The organism is Myxococcus sp. MH1 (assembly GCF_059738865.1).
This window is the reverse complement of record NZ_AP026947.1, coordinates 9,980,801-10,000,441: the sequence shown is the minus strand read 5'-3', so window position 1 is coordinate 10,000,441 and position 19,641 is coordinate 9,980,801. Positions and strand designations below refer to the sequence as shown.

The 19,641-nt window shown below is 73.4% G+C and carries 14 protein-coding genes; 10 read left to right on the top strand and 4 right to left on the bottom strand.

All coding sequences use genetic code 11. The features are described 5' to 3' along the window. The first annotated feature begins 96 nt into the window (after positions 1-96). The 10 genes from AC6JA9_RS39610 to AC6JA9_RS39565 all read left to right on the top strand — a co-directional run bounded on the left by AC6JA9_RS39610 (position 97) and on the right by AC6JA9_RS39565 (position 12,521). Positions 97-474, top strand: coding sequence for a response regulator (locus tag AC6JA9_RS39610; protein ID WP_141330663.1), 378 nt, complete (start codon positions 97-99; stop codon positions 472-474). Then, the gene (locus AC6JA9_RS39605) at positions 471-2,516 is read left to right on the top strand and encodes a chemotaxis protein CheA (protein WP_223751908.1); all 2,046 of its coding nucleotides are present in this window, start codon (positions 471-473) and stop codon (positions 2,514-2,516) included. The genes AC6JA9_RS39610 and AC6JA9_RS39605 overlap by 4 nt, the downstream gene beginning before the upstream one ends. Then, positions 2,513-2,959, top strand: coding sequence for a chemotaxis protein CheW (locus AC6JA9_RS39600; protein ID WP_141330659.1), 447 nt, complete (start codon positions 2,513-2,515; stop codon positions 2,957-2,959). Before AC6JA9_RS39605 ends, AC6JA9_RS39600 begins: the two co-directional genes overlap by 4 nt. Beyond that, entirely contained in the window at positions 2,940-5,480 is a 2,541-nt protein-coding gene (locus tag AC6JA9_RS39595; protein ID WP_223751907.1) for a methyl-accepting chemotaxis protein, read from the top strand. Before AC6JA9_RS39600 ends, AC6JA9_RS39595 begins: the two co-directional genes overlap by 20 nt. Beyond that, positions 5,477-7,852, top strand: a complete 2,376-nt coding sequence (locus tag AC6JA9_RS39590) for a HEAT repeat domain-containing protein (RefSeq protein WP_223751906.1) — start codon at positions 5,477-5,479, stop codon at positions 7,850-7,852. Before AC6JA9_RS39595 ends, AC6JA9_RS39590 begins: the two co-directional genes overlap by 4 nt. 10 nt (positions 7,853-7,862) lie before the next feature. After that, a complete protein-coding gene (locus AC6JA9_RS39585) occupies positions 7,863-8,687 on the top strand; it encodes a CheR family methyltransferase (protein ID WP_223751905.1) in 825 nt (274 codons plus the stop codon). Beyond that, positions 8,684-9,727 carry a chemotaxis-specific protein-glutamate methyltransferase CheB gene (gene cheB / locus AC6JA9_RS39580; RefSeq protein ID WP_497958687.1) on the top strand — a complete coding sequence of 348 codons (1,044 nt, stop codon included), beginning with the start codon at positions 8,684-8,686 and terminating at the stop codon, positions 9,725-9,727. Before AC6JA9_RS39585 ends, cheB begins: the two co-directional genes overlap by 4 nt. Before the next feature lie 128 nt (positions 9,728-9,855). Continuing rightward, entirely contained in the window at positions 9,856-10,821 is a 966-nt protein-coding gene (locus AC6JA9_RS39575) for a fatty acid desaturase family protein (RefSeq protein WP_497958686.1), read from the top strand. 160 nt (positions 10,822-10,981) lie between these two features. Beyond that, on the top strand, positions 10,982-12,103 hold the full coding sequence (locus AC6JA9_RS39570) for a PilZ domain-containing protein (RefSeq protein WP_497958685.1): 1,122 nt from the start codon (positions 10,982-10,984) through the stop codon (positions 12,101-12,103). Between the two features lie 25 nt (positions 12,104-12,128). Next, entirely contained in the window at positions 12,129-12,521 is a 393-nt protein-coding gene (locus AC6JA9_RS39565; RefSeq protein ID WP_141330647.1) for a response regulator, read from the top strand. On the opposite strand, the gene AC6JA9_RS39560 is transcribed toward AC6JA9_RS39565, so the two are convergent. The 4 genes from AC6JA9_RS39560 to AC6JA9_RS39545 all read right to left on the bottom strand — a co-directional run bounded on the left by AC6JA9_RS39560 (position 12,485) and on the right by AC6JA9_RS39545 (position 19,641). After that, positions 12,485-14,005: a PAS domain-containing sensor histidine kinase gene (locus AC6JA9_RS39560; RefSeq protein WP_223751901.1), complete on the bottom strand. Its 1,521-nt coding sequence runs from the start codon at positions 14,003-14,005 to the stop codon at positions 12,485-12,487. The two genes, AC6JA9_RS39565 and AC6JA9_RS39560, sit on opposite strands and share 37 nt — an antisense overlap. 555 nt (positions 14,006-14,560) lie before the next feature. Further along, positions 14,561-16,345, bottom strand: a complete 1,785-nt coding sequence (locus tag AC6JA9_RS39555; protein ID WP_408888839.1) for a monovalent cation:proton antiporter-2 (CPA2) family protein — start codon at positions 16,343-16,345, stop codon at positions 14,561-14,563. Positions 16,346-16,456: 111 nt separating this feature from the next. Then, the gene (locus tag AC6JA9_RS39550; RefSeq protein WP_483579026.1) at positions 16,457-17,941 is read right to left on the bottom strand and encodes a potassium/proton antiporter; all 1,485 of its coding nucleotides are present in this window, start codon (positions 17,939-17,941) and stop codon (positions 16,457-16,459) included. A gap of 35 nt (positions 17,942-17,976) precedes the next feature. After that, positions 17,977-19,641, bottom strand: coding sequence for an ATP-binding protein (locus AC6JA9_RS39545; protein WP_223751898.1), 1,665 nt, complete (start codon positions 19,639-19,641; stop codon positions 17,977-17,979).

Genomic DNA, 19,641 nt, shown 5'->3' with positions numbered 1-19,641 from the left:
TGTCGACCACTGGAAGGTGGCGGACGGGGGGCCCCGCCGTTCTCTTTCCCGCCCGGGAAATCGCTCTAGGGTCGCGGCTCGTCTTCAGGGGAATCCATGGCAGAGGTGCTCGTCGTCGATGACAGCAAGGTGATGCGGGACATGGTGGTGGCCTGTCTGAGGCCCTACCCGGGGCTGAACTTCACCCATGCCTCGAGCGGGCTGGAGGCCATCGAGCGGTTGTCGCTGAGCCCGTACGATTTGCTGGTGCTGGACCTGAACATGCCGGACATCGGAGGCATCGAGGTGGTGGAGTTCGTGCGGGGGCAGGACAAGCTGCGCACGCTGCCCATCATCATCGTGACCACGCGGGGGGACGAGGCGTCGCGCGCGCGGGCGCTGGAGGCGGGCGCCAACCGCTTCATGACCAAACCCTTCACCCCCGACGCCATCCTCGCGGAGGCGCGGGGGCTGCTGGAAGAGACGCGGGCTTGACCGCTTCCGTGGACCTCGCGGACTTCCTCCCCGCCTATCTGGCGGAGGTGGAGGAGCTGCTCGACTCGGCGCACCGCCACCTGCTCGCGGTGGAGGCCAGCGCGCGTCGGGGCGCGGCCCACCCCAAGGCCGTGCGGGAGCTGTTCCGGGCGCTGCACACCATCAAGGGCCTGTCCGCCATGGTGGACGTGGAGCCCATCGTCTCCATCTCTCACTGGATGGAGACGTCCCTGCGTCAGGCGGACCAGGCCGGCGGCCGGCTCCCGGAGTCCAGCGTGGAGCCGCTGATGGAGGGCCTGCGCGCGGTGGAGCAGCGCATGCGCCAGCTCGCCTCCGGCAAGCCCGCGGCCCCGGTGCCCTCGGGGCTCCTGGAGCGGCTGGAGGCGCTGGAGGCCTCCGAGACGGCGCCGGCGGCCTCGCGGCCCGTCGCGGTGGTGCTCGACGAGACGCTGGCGCTCGGCGCCAAGCTGACGCCCACCGAGCGCGAGCAGCTCACCGCCACCGCGGGCGGCCGCCGCCCCGTGCGGGTGGACTTCATCCCCGGCGCCGAGCGCGCCGCCAAGGGCGTCACCATCAACAGCGTGCGCGAGCGGCTGGCGGCGCTGGGCGAGCTGGTGAAGGTCGTCCCGCTGTCGGGGCCCGTGCCCGGGGGCGGCTCGCTCACCTTCGTGCTGCTGCTCAGCACCGAGGCCGCGGACGGCGTGTTGATGGACGCCGCCGGGGGCGAGCCCGCCCTGGTGCGCCCGCTGGCCGTCGAGCAGGCCCTGTCGCCCGTGCCCGTGGTGAGCCCGCCCGCGCGGCTGGACGGGGAGCTGGACGAGGAGCCGGAGGAGCTGCGGCGCGGGGGCGGCACCCTGCGGGTGGAGGTGTCCCGGCTGGACGAGGCGCTGGAGCGGCTGGCGGCGCTCGTCGTCAACCGCTCGCGGCTGCAGCGCGCGGTGGCGGACCTGACGGCGGCGGGCGCGCCCACGCGGGAGCTGCGCGCCATCCTCCAGGAGAACTCGCGCCAGCTGCGCGACATGCGCGCGGCGATTCTCCGGCTGCGCATGGTGCGCGTGGGGGACGTGCTGGAGCGGCTGCCCCTCCTGGTGCGCGGGCTGCGCCGGGCCACGGGCAAGGCGGTGCGGCTGGAGCTGGACGTGGGCGACGCGGAGCTGGACAAGGCGGTGGCGGACCGGCTGATGCCCGCGCTGGTGCACCTGGTGCGCAACGCGGTGGACCACGCCCTGGAGTCGCCCGAGGAGCGCCGCATGCTGGGCAAGGCCCCGGAGGGGCTGGTGCGCCTGGCATGTCACGCCCAGGCCAACGGCTTCGTGGAGTTGCTCGTGCGCGACGACGGGCGCGGCGTGGACGGGGCGGCGGTGGCGAAGCGCGCGGGCGCGCCGGCCCCGCGCACGGACGATGATGTGCTGGAGCTCTTGTGCCGGCCGGGCTTCTCCACGCGGGAGTCGGTCACCTCCACCAGCGGGCGCGGGATGGGCATGGACATCGTCCGGCGCATCGTCGTGGACCAGCTGGGCGGGGAGCTGCGCATGGAGACGCGGCCCGGCGTGGGCACCACGTTCCGGCTGCGCGTGCCGCTGACGATTACCCTGCTGGACGCCATCGTCTTCGAGTGCGCCGGCGCGCGCTACGCGGTGGCGGTGTCGTGCGTGGAGGAGCTCTTCGATGTGGACGCCTCCCGCGTGGTGCGTCCCCCGGGGGGCCGGGGCGTGGCCCTGGTGGAGCGGCGGGGACAGGCGGTGCCGCTCGTGTGGCTCGAGCGCCTGCTGGGGCAGGGGACGGCCAGCGCGGCCGACACCGTGCCCGCGCGGGCGCTGCTGGTGCGCCAGCGCGGGGAGCTGGTGGCCTTCGGCGTGGGGCGGCTGCTCGGGCAGCAGGAGATCGTCCTGCGCCCGCTGGAGGACCCGTTGGTGAAGGTGCCTGGCGTGGCGGGCGCCACGGACCTGGGCGATGGACAGCCCACGCTGGTGCTGGACCTGCCCACGCTGGGCGCGTCGCGCCGGCAGGGGGGCGGGGGACGAGAGGAGCGCGCGACATGAGCGTGCTGCATGTGGTGTTCAAGGTGGATGGCGCCGAGTACGTGCTGCCGGCGTCGAACGTCCTCCAGATGGAGTCCTTCAACGGCGCCACGCCCGTGCCGGGCGCGCCCGCGCACGTGGCGGGGCTGGTGCAGGTGCGCGGCCGGGTCATCCCGGTGGTGGACGCGCGGCGCCGCTTCGGCCTGCCGGCGGTGGAGCGCACGCTCGACTCGCGGGTGGTGGTGGGGCAGCTGGGCGCGCGCGTGGTGGGGCTGCTCGTCGACAGCGCGCGCGAGGTGCTGAAGCTGGACCCGGGCCAGTTCAAGCCGCCGCCGCCGCTGGTCACCGAGGGCGCGCAGGGTTTCGTGAAGGCCGTGGCGCAGGTGGGTCCGCGGCTGGTGATGCTCATCGATTTCCCCCGAGTCATCGGGGAGGAGACGCCGGATGGCGACGCAGGACACTGACGCCCCCAAGGGGCAGGACGACGCGCGCGGGCTGGCCGAGCGCCTGACCCGGAGCCTCCGTGAGAGCACCACGCTGCTCCAGGAGCTGGAGGCCATGGCCACGCGCGTGGCCGGCAGCGGCAACGAGCAGGCCGCCGGCACCGAGCAGGTGCGCGCCGCCATCGAATCGGTGGCGACGCACGTGGAGCAGACGGGGCTGGCGGTGCAGTCGCTGGTGCGCACGCAGCGCACGGTGAGCGACTCCTCGCGCCAGCTGCAGCAGGAGTCGGAGGCGACGGCGGGCTCGGTGGAGGAGGTGAGCGCGTCGGTGTCCAACGTGCGCAAGGACGCCGCCCACCTGGCGGCGGAGGCGGACACCACCGCGGCCACGCTGGAGGAGGTGTCCCGCTCGGTGAAGGGCGTCAGCTCCAACGCGGAGGACCTGGCCGCCTCCAGCGAGGAACTGCTCGCGTCCATGACGGAGATGAACGCCACCGTCGCGGACCTGGTGACGCGCAACCAGTCCGGCGCGGCCTCCGCGGAGCAGGTGGGCGCCACCATCGAGGAGATGGCCAAGGGCATCGCCCGGCTGGCCTCGGACGCGCAGGGCGTGGGTGAACGCGCCACGCAGGTCGCCCACGCGGTGGGCCTCTTGGGCCGCTCGCTGGGGGACGTGGCGCGCGACTCCACCTCCATGGCCTCCAGCGTGGAGGAGGTGGCCGCCACCGCGGAGGAGCTGGCGCGCAGCGTGCGCGGCGTGGCGGAGAGCGCGCGCGTGCTGGAGACGCACGCGGCCTCCAACGCCTCCGCCATGGAGGAGGTGGCCGCGAGCGTGGAGGAGGTCGCCGCCACCGCGGAGAAGAACGCCGCCGTGGTGGACGCCAACGCCTCCACCATTGAACAGCTCGCGCGCTCGGCGCAGGCGGTGGCCAAGGCCGCTGAGTCCATCAACGGCCAGGCCGCCTCCGGCGCCTCGGCCTCCACTCAGCTGGAGACCTCCACGCGCCGCGTGGCGCAGATGACGGAGGAGGCCCGCGCCACCGCGGACCGGGTGGGCACCATCGCCCGCGAGGGCGGCGCCACGGTGGGGCGCTCCATGGCGGGCTTCGGCCGCATCCGTCAGTCCATCGTCGAGTCGTCGGGCGTGATGAAGGAGATGGCCAAGCGCGCCGAGGAGATTGGCGACATCGTCCAGACCATCAACCTCATCGCCGACCGCACCAACCTCCTGTCCCTCAATGCGAGCATCGAGGCGGCGCGCGCCGGGGAGCACGGCCGGGGCTTCGCGGTGGTGGCGGAGGAGATTCGCGCGCTGGCGGACCGGGCGGCGGCGGCCAGCTCGGACGTGGCGAAAATCGTGCGCGGGCTCCAGACGACGGCGCGCGAGGCGGCGGCCGCCACGGGCGAGGGCATGCGCGCCGCGGACGAGGGCTCGGCGCTGGCCTCCGAGGCGGAGAAGGCGCTGACCACCATCCTCAAGGGCGTGGATGACCTGGGGCAGAACGTACGCGAGGTGAGCCGCGCCACCGGGGAGCAGGTGCAGGCGGCGCAGGCGCTGGCGCAGGGCAACGTGCGGATGAGCGAGCAGGGCCGCGTCATCGCCGCGTCCGCCGCGGAGCAGGCCCAGGCGGCGCAGTCCCTGTCGCAGGGCGGCTCGGAGATGCGGCGCATGGCCCGGCAGACGATGCAGGCCTCCGGGGAGCAGGCGCGCGCGCTGCGCGACGTGGTGCGCGCCAACGGGCAGCTCGCGGAGGTGTCCCAGAAGGTGGCGCGCGCGGTGCAGGAGCAGGCCGCGGCGTCGACGGACCTGTCCAAGGCCGCGGCGCAGATGCGCCAGCTGGTGCAGACCGTCAGCAACGTGGTGGGCACGCAGAGCAAGGAGGTCACGGGCGTGAGCGCGCTGGCGCAGGACATGGCCAGCACCACGCAGCGCACGCTGGCGGGCCTGGCCGAGCAGGCCAAGGCGGCGGCGGAGGTGACGCGGGCCATGGACGCCACGCGCAAGGAGGTGGCCCAGTCCGCGCGCGGCATGGCGGAGCAGGCGCGCGCGCTCAAGCAGGGCGAGGCGGCCAGCCGCCAGGTGGCGCAGCTGGCGGGCGCGGTGACGCGGGCCACCGACGAGCAGGCCCAGGCGCTCGTCGCGCTGGTGAAGGGCGCGGACGAGGTGCGCCGGGTGGCCAAGAGCACGGCGCGCGCGCTGGACGAGCAGTCGGAGGTGCTCGGTTCGCTGGCGGTGTCCGCGCAGCGGCAGGCCACCGGCATCGCCTCCGTGGCGCGCGCCAGCGCGGAGGCCACCCAGGTGACGGAGGGGCTGGCCCGGGGCGTGGAGGAGATGCGCACGCGGGCGCGGGAAATCACCGTCACCACCGCGCAGCAGGTCCGCGCCGTGGCGGGCAACGCGGCCGAGGTGCGCGAGGTGTCCAACCGCCTGGGGCAGCTGTCGCGACTGCAGGCGGAGCAATGGGAGAGCCTGTCCCGGATGGGGGGCGTGAAGCCCTCCGAACCGGCGGGCGTCGAGTCGACGAGGGAGCGGCAGGCATGACGGCGACGATGTCTTCGGCGGTGGGCGCCTCGCCCCTGTTCCTCTCCGCGGAGGACCGGGCGCAGGTGGACGCGGTGGAGCAGCTGGCGCGCGGCGGCGCGGACAACCTGGCGCGGCTGGTGGCCGGGCTGGACACGCCGAGCTGGGCGGTGCGCCGCGCCGTCGTCGCGGCCCTGGCCCGGCTGGGCACCCAGGCGGTGCCGCCCCTGTGCGAGGTGCTCAGGAGCCGCCGCGACAGCGAGGCGCGGCTGGCCGCGGCGGTGGAGGCGCTGGTGGCCTCCACGGGCGCGGTGGAGGAGTCGCTCGAGGTGCTGGCGGACAGCCCCGTCGCCGCCATCGTCTGTGACGCGGCCCAGGTGCTGGGCCGCAGGCGCAGCCGGCGCTCGGTGCCGCTGCTCGCCCGGCTCACGGTGCATCCGGACGACAACGTCGCGGTGGCGGCGATTGAAGCGCTGGGCCGCATCGGCGGCGGCGCGGCGGTGGACGCGTTGCTGGCGGCCCTGGGCAGCGGCAACTTCTTCCGCATCTTCCCCGCCATCGACGTGCTGGGCCGCTGCGGCGACCCGACGGTGGTGCCCGCGCTGCTGGGCCTGCTCGCGGACCCCTTCTATTCGCTGGAGGCCGCCAGGGCGCTGGGCCGCACGGGCCAGGACGCGGCGGTGCCCGCGCTGGTGGGGCTCTTGCGCCGGGGCAACGACAGCCTGGTGCGCGTGGTGGCGGTGGCGCTGGTGGACATCCACGAGGCGCAGGTGCAGCGCTTCGGCGGCGCGCGCGCGGTGCAGGCGGCGCTGCGCTCCGGCGGGGACCTGTCCGTGCTGGGCCGCAAGCTGGCGCAGGCCATCAGCACCGCGGACTCCGCGGAGCGCGCCGCGCTGGCGCGGCTGCTCGGCTGGATTGGGGGCCAGGACGCGGCGGCGGGGCTCTTGCGCCTGCTCGACGCGCCGGACCCGACGGTGGCGCGCGCGGCGGCGGCGGCCCTGGCGGAGCTGGGCTCGGACGCGGACGAGCAGATCCTGCAGGCGCTGCGCGACGGGGACAGCGCCCGGCGCCGGGTGCTCCTGCCGCTGGTGGGGCGCCGCGTGGCGTCCGTGCCGGAGGTGCTGGTGTGCCTGGAGGACCGGGACGCCTCGGTGCGCGCCATGGCGGCGGACACGCTGTCGCGCATCGGCGACGCGTCCGCGGTGGGCGCGCTCTTCGAGCGCCTGGTGGACGACGACCCGCGCGTGGTGCAGGCCGCCACGGGCGCCATCCAGTCGCTGGGCAGCGACGACACGGAGGCGCTGGCGCTCCAGGCGGCGCGCTCTCCGGACGCGCGGCTGCGCCGGGCGGCGCTGCGCATCATCTCCTACTTCGGCTATCCGCGCGGGCTGGAGGTGCTGTTGTCGGCCATGCGCGACTCGGACGAGCGGCTGCGCGACGCGGCCATCTACGGCCTGCCCTTCATCGAGGACCCGCGCGCGGTGGACGCGCTGCTCACGGCGGCCACGCACGAGTCGGAGCGCACGCGCGCGGCGGCCATGCGCGCCCTGGGACAGACGCAGAAGGAGGCCCGCATCACCAGCATGCTGCTGGGAGGCCTCAATGATCGCGACCCGTGGGTGCGCTACTACGCGTGCCAGTCGCTGGGGAAGCTCAACGAGGAGGCCGCCGCGGACGCCATCGTCGCGCTGGCGGACGACGACGCGGGCCAGGTGCGCGTGGCCGTGGTGGACGCGCTGGCCCACATGCACACGGAGAGCGCCATGACGGCGCTGCGGCGCGCGGCGGCCAGCGCGGACGCGGACGTGCGGCGCGCGGCGCTCCTGGGCCTGGGCGTGGCGCGCCGGCAGGACGCGCTGCCGGTGCTCCTGGAGGCCGCCTCGTCCGAGGACGCGGCCACGCGCCTGGTCGCCCTGTCCGCGGTGGCCGAGTACGAGGCCCCGGAGACCCTGCCCGCGCTCCTGCGCGCCGCCAGCGACCGGGACGACAGCGTGCGCAGCGCGGCGGTGGGCTTCCTGGCCACGCGGCCGGGCATCCCCTCCACCCAGGCGCTGGTGTCGCTGCTGGGAGATTTGACGGTGCGCGAGCGGGTGGTGAGCGCGCTGGCCCTGCCCATGGAGGGACGGCTGCCGGGGCTGCTCGCCGCGCTGGACGCCGCGGACGAGGTGACGGCGCCGCTGCTGGTGGCGGCGCTGGCGCGCATGCGCCGGGCGGACGCGCGCGCGGGCCTGCTCCAGGCGCTGGAGACGGCCAGCCCCTCGGGGCGCCGCGCGGCGGTGCCCGCGGTGGGGGCGCTGGGCACGGTGGAGGCGCGCGACGCGCTGGAGCGCGCCTCGCTCCGGGACGAGGACGAGGAAGTGCGCCGCGCCTGTCTCGTGGCGCTGGGGCGGTGACAAGGACGCCATGCCTTCGTTGCCGATGTCTCCCCAGGTGTTCGCCATCCTCGCGGCGCTCATCGAGCAGCGCGCCGGGCTGCACTACTCGCCCGAGGACCGGGAGTTGATGGCGGACAAGGTGTCGGACCGCGCGCTGGAGGCGGGGTTCGACTCGTTGCTCGACTACTACTACTTCCTTCGCTACGACCCGGCGGGCGCCGAGGCGCTGGACGCGCTGGTGGACTCGCTGCTGGTCCACGAGACGTACTTCTTCCGCGAGGCCCAGCCCCTGCAGGTGCTGGTGGAGGACGTGCTGGTGCCCCTGGCGAAGCAGGGGCGCAAGCCGCGCGTCTGGTGCGCGGCGTGCTCCACCGGCGAGGAGCCCCTGACGCTGGCCATGATGCTGGCGGACCGCGGCGCGCTGGCCGGCGTGGAAATCGTCGCCAGCGACTTGAGCTCCCGGGTCCTGGAGCGCGCGCGCGCGGGGGACCACAACCTGCGCTCGCTGCGCGCCCTGCCTCCGGGCGTGGAGGGGCGCTGGCTGGAGCGCGGCGTGGAGGGGCGCGTGCGGGTGAAGCCGGAGCTGGTGGACAGGGTGCAGTGGATGCGCGTCAACCTGGTGGACGAGGCCGCGGTGGCGCGGCTGGGCGCCTTCGACGCCATCCTCTGCCGCAACGTGCTCATCTACTTCCAGGACGCCACGGCGCGCCGGGTGGTGGAGTCGCTGGCGAGCGCGCTCAAGCCCCACGGCCAGCTGCTGGTGGGCACCTCCGAGTCGCTCATGCGCTTCGGCACCGCGCTCTGCTGCGAGGAGCGCCGGGGCGTCTTCTTCTACAACAAGGCGGACACATGATGACCCCGGCCCCCATCCGCGTGCTGGTGGTCGACGACTCGGCCTTCGCGCGCAAGGTGCTCAAGCAGGTGCTGTCCAACGCGCCGGACATCCAGGTGGTGGACACCGCCCGGGACGGCCTGGACGCACTGGAGAAGGTGGCGGAGCTGTCGCCGGACGTGCTCACGCTGGACCTGGTGATGCCCAACCTGGACGGGCTGGGCGTGCTGCGCGCCCTGTCCTCCATGGAGCTCGCGCCGCGCGTCGTCGTGGTCAGCAGCGCGGGCGAGGAGAGCGAGCTGGCGGTGGCGGCCCTCCAGAACGGCGCGGTGGAGCTGGTGCACAAGCCCACCGCGCTGGCCACGGACCGGCTCTATGAGCTGGGCGCGGAGCTGGTGGAGAAGGTGCGCGTCGCGGCCCGCGCCGCCCGGCGCCCCGTGGCCTCGCCCGTGGCCCCCTCGTCCTTCGCGTCCCCGGACGCGCTCCCGCCCGCCCGGCAGCTGGTGGTGGTGGGGACCTCCACGGGCGGCCCGCAGGCCCTGACGAAGCTGCTGTCGGAGCTGCCCGCGGAATTCCCCGCGCCCATGGCGCTCGCGCTGCACATCCCCCCCGGCTACACGGAGGCGGTGGCGCGGCGGCTGGACGCGCTGTGTCCGCTGGAGGTGCGCGAGGCGGAGGACGGCATGGAGCTGTTCCCCGGGCGCGTCGTGCTCGCCCGCGCCGGCCAGCACCTCAAGGTGGAGCGTCACGGCGCGCTCAGCCTGGTGCGCCTGGACCGTCACCCCCTGCGCATGCCCCACCACCCCTCCGTGGACGTGCTCTTCCAGAGCGCCGCCCGCGTCTGGGGCAAGGACACGGTGGGCGTGGTGCTCACCGGAATGGGAGACGACGGCCGCGACGGCGCGCGCGCCATCCGCGAGGCGGGCGGCGTGGTGCTCACCGAGTCGGAGAGCTCCTGCGTCGTCTACGGCATGCCCCGCGCCGTCGACGATGCGGGCCTGGCCACCGCGAGCGCGCCCCTGGGCGGCATGGTGGAGCTCCTGCGCTCGCACCTGCACTGAAATCCCTGGAAGCGAGGGTGGGGAGAGCGTCGCCCGCTCTCCTACACGGCGAGGGGGAGAGGGAGGCCCCGCTGGAGGGCGAGCGATAGATTTGGGCCTTCACTGTGGCGTAAGGCACACTGCGCGCCATGCTCCGTTACAGCGCCGACATCCGCACCCTCCTCTGGTGCCTGGCGATGCCCGTGGTGGCCCTCACGATGTTCTGGGACCCCGGGCTCATCCCCTACCTGTGCCCGCTGGCGTGCTACCTGGCGCTGTCGGCGGGTGTCATCGCCCACAACCACAATCACTGCCCCACCTTCCGCAACCGGAAGATGAACGAGGCGATGGGCATGTGGCTGTCGCTGTTCTACGGCTACCCGACCTTCGTGTGGATTCCGACGCACAACCTGAACCACCACAAGTTCGTGAACAAGGCGGGCGACGCCACCATCACCTGGCGCTACTCGAAGAAGCACAACTTCCTCGTCGCCTTCTTCTTCCCCTTCGTCTCCACCTACTGGCAGCAGGAGCCCACCAAGGCCTTCATCGACAAGGCCCGCGCGCGCAACCCCGCCCTGTTCCGCCAGATTGTCCTCCAGTACGTCGTCTGGGGCGGCACCCACGCGGCGCTCGTCGCGCTCGCCATCTACCTGCACGGCATCGGTGGTGGCCTGCGCGTCTGGGCCTTCGCGTTCCTGATTCCGGCGGTCTTCTCGCTGTGGACCATCATGTTCTTCAACTACATCCAGCACGTCCACGCGGACCCCTGGAGCGAGCACGACCACAGCCGCAGCTTCACCGGCCGCCTCATCAACTTCTTCCTCTTCAACAACGGGCTGCACGCGGTGCACCACGAGACGCCGGGGCTGCACTGGAGCCTGTTGCCGGAGGCGCACGCGAAGATTGCCGCCTCCATCGACCCCCGGCTCAAGCCGGTGAGCTTCTTCGGCTGGTGCTTCCGCTCCTACGTGCTGGCGCCGCTGTTCCCCCGCTTCGGCACCACCCAGGTCGGCCGCGCGCCCTATGACCCGCCCCAGGGCGGCGCCGTGGACGTGTCCTTCGGCGACGAGCTGCAGGCGGTGGACTCGGGCGTGAACGTCGCCCGCGTCTGACGTCGCCCGCACCGAAAGGTCGGGCTGATTCTCTCTGTCCTGTATTCCTCACCTCTCCCTGGAATCCGACCAGGGGGAGTATTCACCGTGTGGCTGTTTCCCATATCTCGCCAACAACGCGAGTGGCGGGGCCGGGGGGAACCAGACACGGAGAATCCGCATGAGGATGGCCTCAGGCCCGGTCCGGCCCGTCATTGGCGAGACGCCCGGGGCGCCTCGTGTGCTGTGGGTGGGCGTGGTGGGCGAGGCGTGGCTGTGTCTGTCGCGCGCCGCCCGGGCGCTGGGGTGTGAGCCGGTGCAGGCGGCCGTCGCGGGTGGAGTGGCGGGTGAGCCCTCCTCGCGAGCCCGGCCCCGGCTGGTGCTGGTCCACTGGCGGCACGTGCGTGAGCGTGGCCCTGGAGGGCTGGGGGGGCTGAAGGCGCGCGTGGGCGCGTCCGGCGCGCCGCTGGTGCTGGTGGCCGAGCCGGAGACGCCCGCGGAGGTGCTGGAGGCGGCGGACGCCGAGGGCATCGAGGACTGCCTGGTGACGCCGGTGAGCGAGGCGGCCGTGCGCGCCCGGCTGTCCGCGCTGCTGGGCAAGAGCCCCGCAGCCCCCGCGAGCGAGCGCTACAGCCCGCGCGTGGTGCTGCTCGCGGGCGCGGGCGGCGCGCGCACGTGGACGGGGCTGGGCTCGCTGCTGGAGGCCTGTGGCCATCACCTGCTGTACAGCGCCACCGTGGAGGGCGCCGCCTCGCGCGTGGAGGAGCACGGCGCCCGGCCCCACCTGCTCGTCGTCGCGGGTGACGGCGCCTGGGGTGGGGTGTGGGCCCGCGCGAGCGCCACGGCGCGCGCGCTCCTGGACGGAGTGCCGACCTTGTCGGTGACGCCCGCGGAGTGCGCGCGGGCGGGGGCGCTCCTGCCGCGCGTGCACACGCTCCTGGGCCGCGACGGCGCCTCGCTCCGGGTGGAGGAGCGGGTGCCCTTCTGCTGTCCGGTGGAGTTCGCGGAGGGCGAGAGCAAGGCCGCCCCCTGGACGTCGGGCGTGTCCTTCGCGATGAGCCCCGCGGGCCTCTTCGTGCGCACGCTGGTGCCGGCGCGCCCCGGCACGGCGGTGACGCTGCGGCTTCACCTGCCCACCACGGGTGAGCGGCTGGAGTCCCACGGCGTGGTGGCGTGGGCCAACCCCTGCGCGCAGCGCGAGAGCCTGTGCGCGCCCCACGGCATGGGGGTGCGCTTCCTGGGCATGGGCCCTCCGCGCCTGATGCACCTTCGTCAGCTCTGCCAGGCCACGTCCCCCGCGTGAGCCCTGGTCCCATCGAGGAGACGTCATGCGGCGCAAGAAGGTCCTGCTCGTCGACGACTCGCACACGGTGTTGATGCTCCACCAGATGATGATGGTGGAGCGCGGCTACGAGACGCTCATCGCCCGCGACGGGCTGGAGGCGCTGGCGCGCGTGGAGGTGGAGGCGCCGGACTTGGTCGTGCTGGACATCCACATGCCGCACCTGGATGGCCTGCAGACCTGCCGCGCGCTGCGCGAGCGCGAGCCCACGCGCCACACGCCCATCATCCTGTGCAGCACGCGCATGGAGCCCGCGAGCGTGCAGGCGGGCTTCGACAGCGGCTGCACCGACTACCTCACCAAGCCCTTCGCGGGCTCGGAGCTGGCGGCGCTGCTCAACCGCTACCTGGGCTCGGAGCGCGGCACCCGCGGCGACTGAGCCTGGGGCCGGGCGGGCAGCGAGCGGCGCGGCAGCGTCACCGTGAAGGACGTGCCGTCCTCCTCGGTGGAGCTCACCTCGATGCCCCCGCCGTGCGCCTGCACGATTTCCCGGACGATGTAGAGCCCCAGCCCGTAGCTCATCTTCAGCGTGCGCGTCGTCTGCGGGCCGCTGCGGAAGGGCTCGAACAGGTGCGGCAGCAGGTGTGCGGGGATGGGCCGCCCGCCGTTGTGCACCTCCAGCACCACCTTGTTGCCGCGCGTGGCCCGGACCTCCAGCCGCACCGGCGTGTCCGAGGGGCCGAACTTCAGCGCGTTCTCCAGCAGGTTGCTGGCCACCTGCCCCAGCCGGTCCGGGTCCCACATGCCCTGCGTGTTGCCCTTGTGCTCCACCTCGATGACGCGCTCGGGGTAGGCCACTCGGAACTCGTGCGCCACGCGCAGCGCCAGGTCCTTCAAGTCCATGGGCCTGGGCTCAATCGCCACGCCGCCCATCAGCCGGGTGCGCGTGAAGTCGAGCAGCAGGCGCGTGAGCCGCTCGATGCGCACCGCCGCGGTGGCGATGCGCTGGCTGGTGCGCCGCGCGTCCTCGGCGGTGCCGGACTCGGCCATGACGCGCGACCAGTTCATGATGGCGCCCAGGGGGCTCCTGATGTCGTGGCTGACGATGCCCATCAGCTGCTCCTGGAACTCGGAGTGGCGGCGCGCCTCCTCCTCGGCCCACTTGCGCTGGGTGATGTCGCGGCTGATGCCGAACAGCCCCACCACCTTGCCGTCACCGTCGCGCAGCACGCCCTTGGTGCTCAGCCACACGCGCGGGCCCTCCACGCCAGGCTGCGCGTCCTCGTACGTGACGGTGCGGCCGAAGGCGAGCACCTCCCGGTCGTTGGCGGCGTTGACGCGGGCGACCTCGGGCGCGAACAGCTCGTGGTCCGTGCGGCCCACCATCTGCTCCACCTCGTAGCCCACCGCGCGCGCGCCCGAGGCGTTGATGAGCTGGTAGCGGCCCTCCAAATCCTTCGTGTAGACGGAGTCCGTCGTCCCCTCGTGGATGGCGCGGAACACCTCGCTGGCGCGGCGCAGCTCCTCCTTCGCGCGCTTCTCCCCGCTGATGTCCCGGCAGTGGACCAACAGCCCCCCGGGCACCACGCGCGCGCGCACGTCGAACGTCGAGTCCCGCTCCGGCCAGCCGTGCTCGAAGCGCGTGGCGGGCTGCTGGGTGGCGGGCTGCTCGAAGCGCAGGTGGCGGCGCAAATCCAGCAGCTGGGGGCACGCGCGGCGCACGTCGTCGCCGACCGTGGCGGAGCCCTCCAGCAGCTCCGCCATGCGCGGGCTCAGGTAGGTGAAGCGCCAGCCGGCGTCGAGCGTGAAGAACGCATCCGGCAGTCCCTCCAGGAGCGCATGCAGCGGTACGCCGGCCGACGCCTCGGAGGGGAGGGCCGGGGCCGGGGATCGCGGGCGCTTCTTGGCGGGGGTGGAGGGCATGCGTCGTGGGTTTTCGCGGGAGGAGCTGGAGGTCGAGGAGAGGAGGCGGGGCCGTGTCAGGAGGGAGGACAGGCTGCCTCGGGATTCTCCGGGCTCCTCGTCGAGAAGGTGCTCCGCGCAAAGGGGCGGCATGGCGCGGCGGCCGTCCCCCGCGCACGGGGTGACGTCGTCAGCGCGTGGCATCCCCGCGCTTCCGCGTGGGCCGAGGCACGGAAGGGGGTGGGCTTGAGTGCTGCGGTGAGGCCGAAACGCATCCGGGCAGAACCATACTCCGCTCCGTGTCTGGCGCGAGCGGCCCCCGCTGCTCCTTCCTCGCTCGGTGCGCTCCAGGTCCCTGCCTGCCGTTCCGAACGGCCGGTTCTTGCAGCGTGACTGCAATTCGGCCGGCCGGATGCGCCCGGGGTGAATGCGGGTTCAGATAACCCGGGAAACGGGGTGGGTCTGGGATGTAGCGTTTTCGTCTGGAGTCCGGAATCCCAGGGAGGTGGGTCAGTCCAGGTCGGACGTGATGAGGGGCGCTGTCCGGGAGCACCCGGCTCGCGAGGGTGGGGCGGCTCAGGCGGACTTCTTCTGCTCGGCGTCGTCCTCTTCGAAGAGGCGCTCCAGCTCCTTGCGGGCGCGGGCGGCGGCCTCCACCAGCCTGGCCTCGTCGCGGTGGAAGCGGGCCGTCTCGCGCAGGAGCTTCTCGTCGTGCTCTCGCAGGCGCTCCATGACGCGGTGGCTCTCGGAGAAGGTGAGCCCCATCGTCTGGAGGATGTCGCCGCCCAGCTCCATGCTGCCGGCGAACGTCTCCCGCATGACGTGCTCGATGCCCAGGTCCAGCAGCTGGTACGCGTGCACGCGGTTGCGGGCGCGCGCGAAGATGACCAGGTGGGGGAAGTGCTCCTTCACCGTCTTCGCGGTGCGCAGGGACGCCTCCATGTCGTCGATGGCGAGCACGAAGACGCGGGCCTTGTCGGCGCGGGCGGCGCGCAGCAGGTCCAGCCGGGACGCGTCGCCGTAGAACACCTGGCTGCCGAAGCGCTTCATGAAGTCGATGTGCTCGGGGCTCGCGTCGATGGCGGTGAACCCGATGCGCTTGGCGCGCAGCAGTCGGCCCACCACCTGACCCACGCGGCCGAAGCCGGCGATGATGACGGGGTGGTCCTCCTGGGGCGCCACGTCGAACTCGCGCGTCTGGGCCTTCTTCTGGAAGCGGGGGCGGACGTGGCGCTCGTAGGCCGCGTAGAGCATGGGGGTGGTGGCCATGGACAGGCCCACGACGACGACGAGCAGGTCCGCCTCGTGCGCGCTCATGACGTGGAAGGACACGGCGAGCGCGAAGAGGACGAAGGCGAACTCGCCGCCCTGGGAGATGACCACGCCCAGGCTGAGCGAGGGCTCGTTCTCCTTGAGGCTCAAGCGGCCCAGGCCGTAGAGCACGGCGCCCTTGAGGGCCACCAGCCCCAGGACGAGGGCGGTGACGAGCACGGGCTGCTCGACGATGAGGCGCAGGTTGACGCTCATGCCCACGGCGATGAAGAACAGGCCGAGCAGCAGGCCCTTGAAGGGCTCGATGTCGGCCTCCAGCTCGTGGCGGTACTCGGACTCGGACAGGAGCACGCCGGCGAGGAACGCGCCGAGCGCCATGGACAGGCCCACGGCATGGAGCAGGGCGGCGGTGCCCACGACGACGAGCAGCGCGGTGGCGGTGAACAGCTCCTGGCTGTGGAACGAGGCCACGGCGCGGAAGAGGGGGCGCAAGAGGAAGCGGCCCGCGAGCACCACGCCCGTGAGCACGGCCACGACCTTGAGGCCGGTGAGCCAGCCGGGCTCGGGTGACGCGGTGCTCGCGTGGCCCAGCAGGGGCAGCAGCGCGAGCAGCGGGATGACGGCCAGGTCCTGGAACAGGAGGATGCCGAAGGCGAGGCGTCCGTAGCCGGTGGTGAGCTGGTTGCGCTCGGCGAGCAGCTGGAGGGCGAAGGCGGTGGAGGAGAGCGACAGGCCGAAGCCCGCGATGATGGACGCCCCGGGGGACAGGCCGAACAGCCAGCAGACGCTCGCGAGCAGGGCGCCGGTGACGACGACCTGGGCGCCGCCGATGCCGAAGACGGAGTGGCGCAGGCTCCAGAGGCGGGAGGGTTGCAGCTCCAGGCCGATGACGAACAGCAGCAGCACCACGCCCAGCTCGGAGAAGTGGAGCACGTTCTGCACGTCGCCGATGAGCTTCGCGCCCGAGGGGCCGATGACGGCGCCCGCGACGAGGTAGCCCAGCACCGAGCCCAGGCCGAGCCGCTTGAACAGCGGGACGGACACCACCGCGGCCGCCAGGAACACCAGCGCCTGATGCAGGAAGGACATGAACCCGCTTCCTGTCACGGACGCCTGGGACGAGCAATCACAGCCACGGCGGCACGCCGATGATTCGACGGCAAAGCATCGGCGCTCCGGCCGGGCCCAGCGCACGCGCGCCTACTCGTCCTCCTGCTGCCCGAAGAGCAGGCGCAACAGCGGCAGGTCCTCCGCGTGGCCGAAGACATACACGTGGTCACCGGGCTGGAACACGGTGTCGCCCTTGGGCGCGAGCAGCTCCCGTCCGCGCACCAGCAGCATCGCCGCCGAGCCCGGCGGGAAGGGCAGGTCCGCCAGCCGCTCGCCCGCCACCGCCGACGCCTTGTCGATGTAGAACGAGCTCAGCTCCCCCTTGAGCAGCTGCGTGGACGCAATCTCCAGCACCGCCTGGGGCGGCTCGGGCACGTTGGCCGCCAGGCCCAGCTTCTTCGTCACCCACGGCACCGTCGCCCCGGGGATGAGCCCGTTCACCACCACGATGAAGAACACGATGTTGAAGATGTCCCGCGAGCCCGGCGCGTTCGCCAGCACCGGGAACGTCGCCAGGATGATGGGCACCGCGCCCCTCAACCCCACCCAGCCCGTGTAGACCATCTCCCCGAAGGGGAAGCGGAACGGCAGCAGGCACAGGAACACCGCCAGCGGCCGCGCCAGGAACGCGAGCACCAGGCCCAACCCCAGCCCCTCCCACGCCACCTCCACCAGGTTGCGCGGATACACCAGCAACCCGAGCACCAGGAACATCAACACCTGCGACAGCCACGCCAGCGCGTCGTGCACGCGCAGCAGGCCCGTGCGGTAGCGGATGCTCTCGTTGCCCAGCGCGATGCCCACCACGTACACCGCCAGAAAGCCGCTGCCGTGCAGCAGCGTGGGCAGGCCGAAGGACAGCAGCGCCAGCGCCAGCGTCATCACCGGGTACAGCCCCGCCACGCGCAGCCGCAGGCGCTTGAGCAGGAGCCTCGCGCCCATGCCCATCGCGAGCCCCAGCCCCGCGCCCACCACCATCTGCACCACCGCCTCCACCGCCAGGTCCCACCCCGGCGGCTTGCCGCTCGCCAGCGTGTGCGTCAGGCCCGTGGTGAGGATGACGGCCATCGGGTCGTTCAACCCCGACTCCAATTCCAGCGTCGTGCCCACCCGCCGCTTCAGGTGCAGCCCGCTGCCGCGCAGCACGGAGAACACCGCCGCCGCGTCCGTGGACGACACGATGGCGCCGAGCAGCAGGGACTGCGTCCACCCGAAGCCGAAGATGAAGTGCGCCGCCGCGCCCATCAGCGCCGCGGTCGCCACCACGCCCACCGTCGCCAGCACCGCCGCCGGCTTCAGCGCGGAGTGGATGGCGGCCAGGGGCGTGTTGAGCCCGCCGTCGAACAGGATGAGCACCAGCGCCACCGTGCCCAGCCGGAACGCGAAGCCGTAGTTGTCGAAGGCGATGCCGCCCGGGCCGTCCGAGCCCGCCGCCATGCCCACGCCCAGGAACAAGAGCGCCACGGGGATGCCGAAGCGGCCGGACGCCCGGCTGAACAACACGCTGAGCGCCAGCAGCGCGCCGCAGACGGCGAGCAGGAACGCGGTGGGGAGCGGCTCCGTGGTGATGGGCATGACCGGGCGAGGACTCTAGCCGTCCTCGCCCCGTCTCAGGCGTCCAGTCGCGCGCGGGACGCGCTGGAGTGCGGCGCGGTGGACACGCCCGTCAGCGGCAGCGTGAAGGAGAAGGTGCTGCCCTCGCCCTTCGTGCTGCGCGCGTGGATGTGGCCGCCATGCGCCTCCACCAGCCCCTTGGCGATGGCCAGCCCCAGCCCCGTGCCCCGGCTGGCCGCGTCGCGCGCCTGCCAGTACCGGTCGAAGATGTGCGGCAGCGCCTCCGGGTCGATGCCCGAGCCCGTGTCGCGCACGTGGATGCACACCTCGCCGTTGCGCACGGACACCCCCGCCTCCAGGTCTCCCCCCGGCGGGGTGAACTTCACCGCGTTGCCCAGCAGGTTGCCCAGCACCTGGAGCACCCGCGTGCGGTCGCACTTCGCGCGCACGTCGTCCTCGGTGGAGCGCGTGTGCAGGTGCAGCCCCTTGGCCTCGGCCAGCGGCCGGATGGCGTCCATCGCCTCCGTCACGAGCGCCGTCATGGAATGCTCGCCCAGCTCCAGCGGCAGCCCCCCCGCCTCCAGCCGTCCCCAGTCCAGCAGGTCCGAGATGAGGCGCGACATCCGGTCCGTCGCGTCCTGGATGCGCGTGGCCTGCTTGGCCACCATCTCCCCGCCCGGCCGCGCGCCCGGCCCGCGCAAGAGCAGCGCCGAGCCCAGCTGCACCACGCCCAGCGGGTTCTTCAGGTCGTGCGACACCACCGCGAGCAGGTCCTCACGCGCCCGGGCCGCGCGGCGCGACTCGCCCACCAGCCGCGCGTTGTCGATGGCCAGGCTCGCGCGAAGGCACAGGTCCTCCGCCAGCGCCAGGTCATCCGGCCCGTACCGCCGGCCCGAGCCCGAGGCCACGAACGTCACCGCGCCCAGCGTGTTCCCGCGCGCGCGCAGCGGGATGATCATGTACGAGCGCGCCTGCAGCGTGCGCAGGAGCGCCGGGTGCGCGGGCTCGGCCGCCGCCGCGCGCAGCAGCGAGTCCGTCACCGCCGGCACCAGCTCCGGCTCCCCGGTGCGCAAGACGCGCAAGAGCCCCACGGGCGCGTCGTCGCGCCGCTCCATGCGCTGGGGCAGCGCCGCCGCGCGCTCCTGCTGCGTCGGGTCCAGGCACGCCACCGCGACCCGCGACACCCAGTTGCCCTGCTCCAGCGCGTCCACCAGACACCAGTCCGCCAGGTCCGGCACCGCCAGGTGCGCCAGCAGCGTGTACATGCCGTGCGGGTCGGGCGGATGGGTGAACAGCGTCGTCATCGCCTGGTAGAGGAACGAGCGTCGACGCTCGGCCTGCTCCACCTCCGCGCGCGCCAGCTGCTCCAGCTCCAGCGCGCGCGAGTACACCGCCTCCGCCTCCGTCAGCGGCCGCGCCGTCACCAGCACCAGGCCCTGCTCGCTGTCGGACGCGGGCAGCGGGGTGAGCACCAGCGCGTGCCGCCGCAGGCCCGAGTCCATGGGCCAGGGCAGCTCCACCGTGACGCTGTCCCCCAGCGACGAGGCCCGCGCTCGCGCGGACTCCAGCCTCGCGGCGTCCTCGACCGGCAGGCCCAGCTCACTCCAGCTCCGGCCCACCAGCCCCTCGGGCCCCTGCCCGAAGGCCCGTGCGCCCGAGGCGCTCGTCGCCATGAGTCGCCCCACCGCGTCCAGGACGTAGGCGGGGTCGGGGAGCGCCAT

Excerpts from the sequence above, each read along its gene's own strand:
- AC6JA9_RS39610 (WP_141330663.1), top strand. The coding sequence starts at position 97 with ATGGCAGAGGTGCTCGTCGTCGATGACAGCAAGGTGATGCGGGACATG.
- AC6JA9_RS39600 (WP_141330659.1), top strand. The coding sequence starts at position 2,513 with ATGAGCGTGCTGCATGTGGTGTTCAAGGTGGATGGCGCCGAGTACGTG.
- AC6JA9_RS39595 (WP_223751907.1), top strand. The coding sequence starts at position 2,940 with ATGGCGACGCAGGACACTGACGCCCCCAAGGGGCAGGACGACGCGCGC.
- AC6JA9_RS39590 (WP_223751906.1), top strand. The coding sequence starts at position 5,477 with ATGACGGCGACGATGTCTTCGGCGGTGGGCGCCTCGCCCCTGTTCCTC.
- AC6JA9_RS39585 (WP_223751905.1), top strand. The coding sequence starts at position 7,863 with ATGCCTTCGTTGCCGATGTCTCCCCAGGTGTTCGCCATCCTCGCGGCG.
- cheB (WP_497958687.1), top strand. The coding sequence starts at position 8,684 with ATGATGACCCCGGCCCCCATCCGCGTGCTGGTGGTCGACGACTCGGCC.
- AC6JA9_RS39575 (WP_497958686.1), top strand. The coding sequence starts at position 9,856 with ATGCTCCGTTACAGCGCCGACATCCGCACCCTCCTCTGGTGCCTGGCG.
- AC6JA9_RS39570 (WP_497958685.1), top strand. The coding sequence starts at position 10,982 with ATGAGGATGGCCTCAGGCCCGGTCCGGCCCGTCATTGGCGAGACGCCC.
- AC6JA9_RS39565 (WP_141330647.1), top strand. The coding sequence starts at position 12,129 with ATGCGGCGCAAGAAGGTCCTGCTCGTCGACGACTCGCACACGGTGTTG.
- AC6JA9_RS39560 (WP_223751901.1), bottom strand. The coding sequence starts at position 14,005 with ATGCCCTCCACCCCCGCCAAGAAGCGCCCGCGATCCCCGGCCCCGGCC.
- AC6JA9_RS39555 (WP_408888839.1), bottom strand. The coding sequence starts at position 16,345 with ATGTCCTTCCTGCATCAGGCGCTGGTGTTCCTGGCGGCCGCGGTGGTG.
- AC6JA9_RS39550 (WP_483579026.1), bottom strand. The coding sequence starts at position 17,941 with ATGCCCATCACCACGGAGCCGCTCCCCACCGCGTTCCTGCTCGCCGTC.
- AC6JA9_RS39545 (WP_223751898.1), bottom strand. The coding sequence starts at position 19,641 with ATGGCGCTCCCCGACCCCGCCTACGTCCTGGACGCGGTGGGGCGACTC.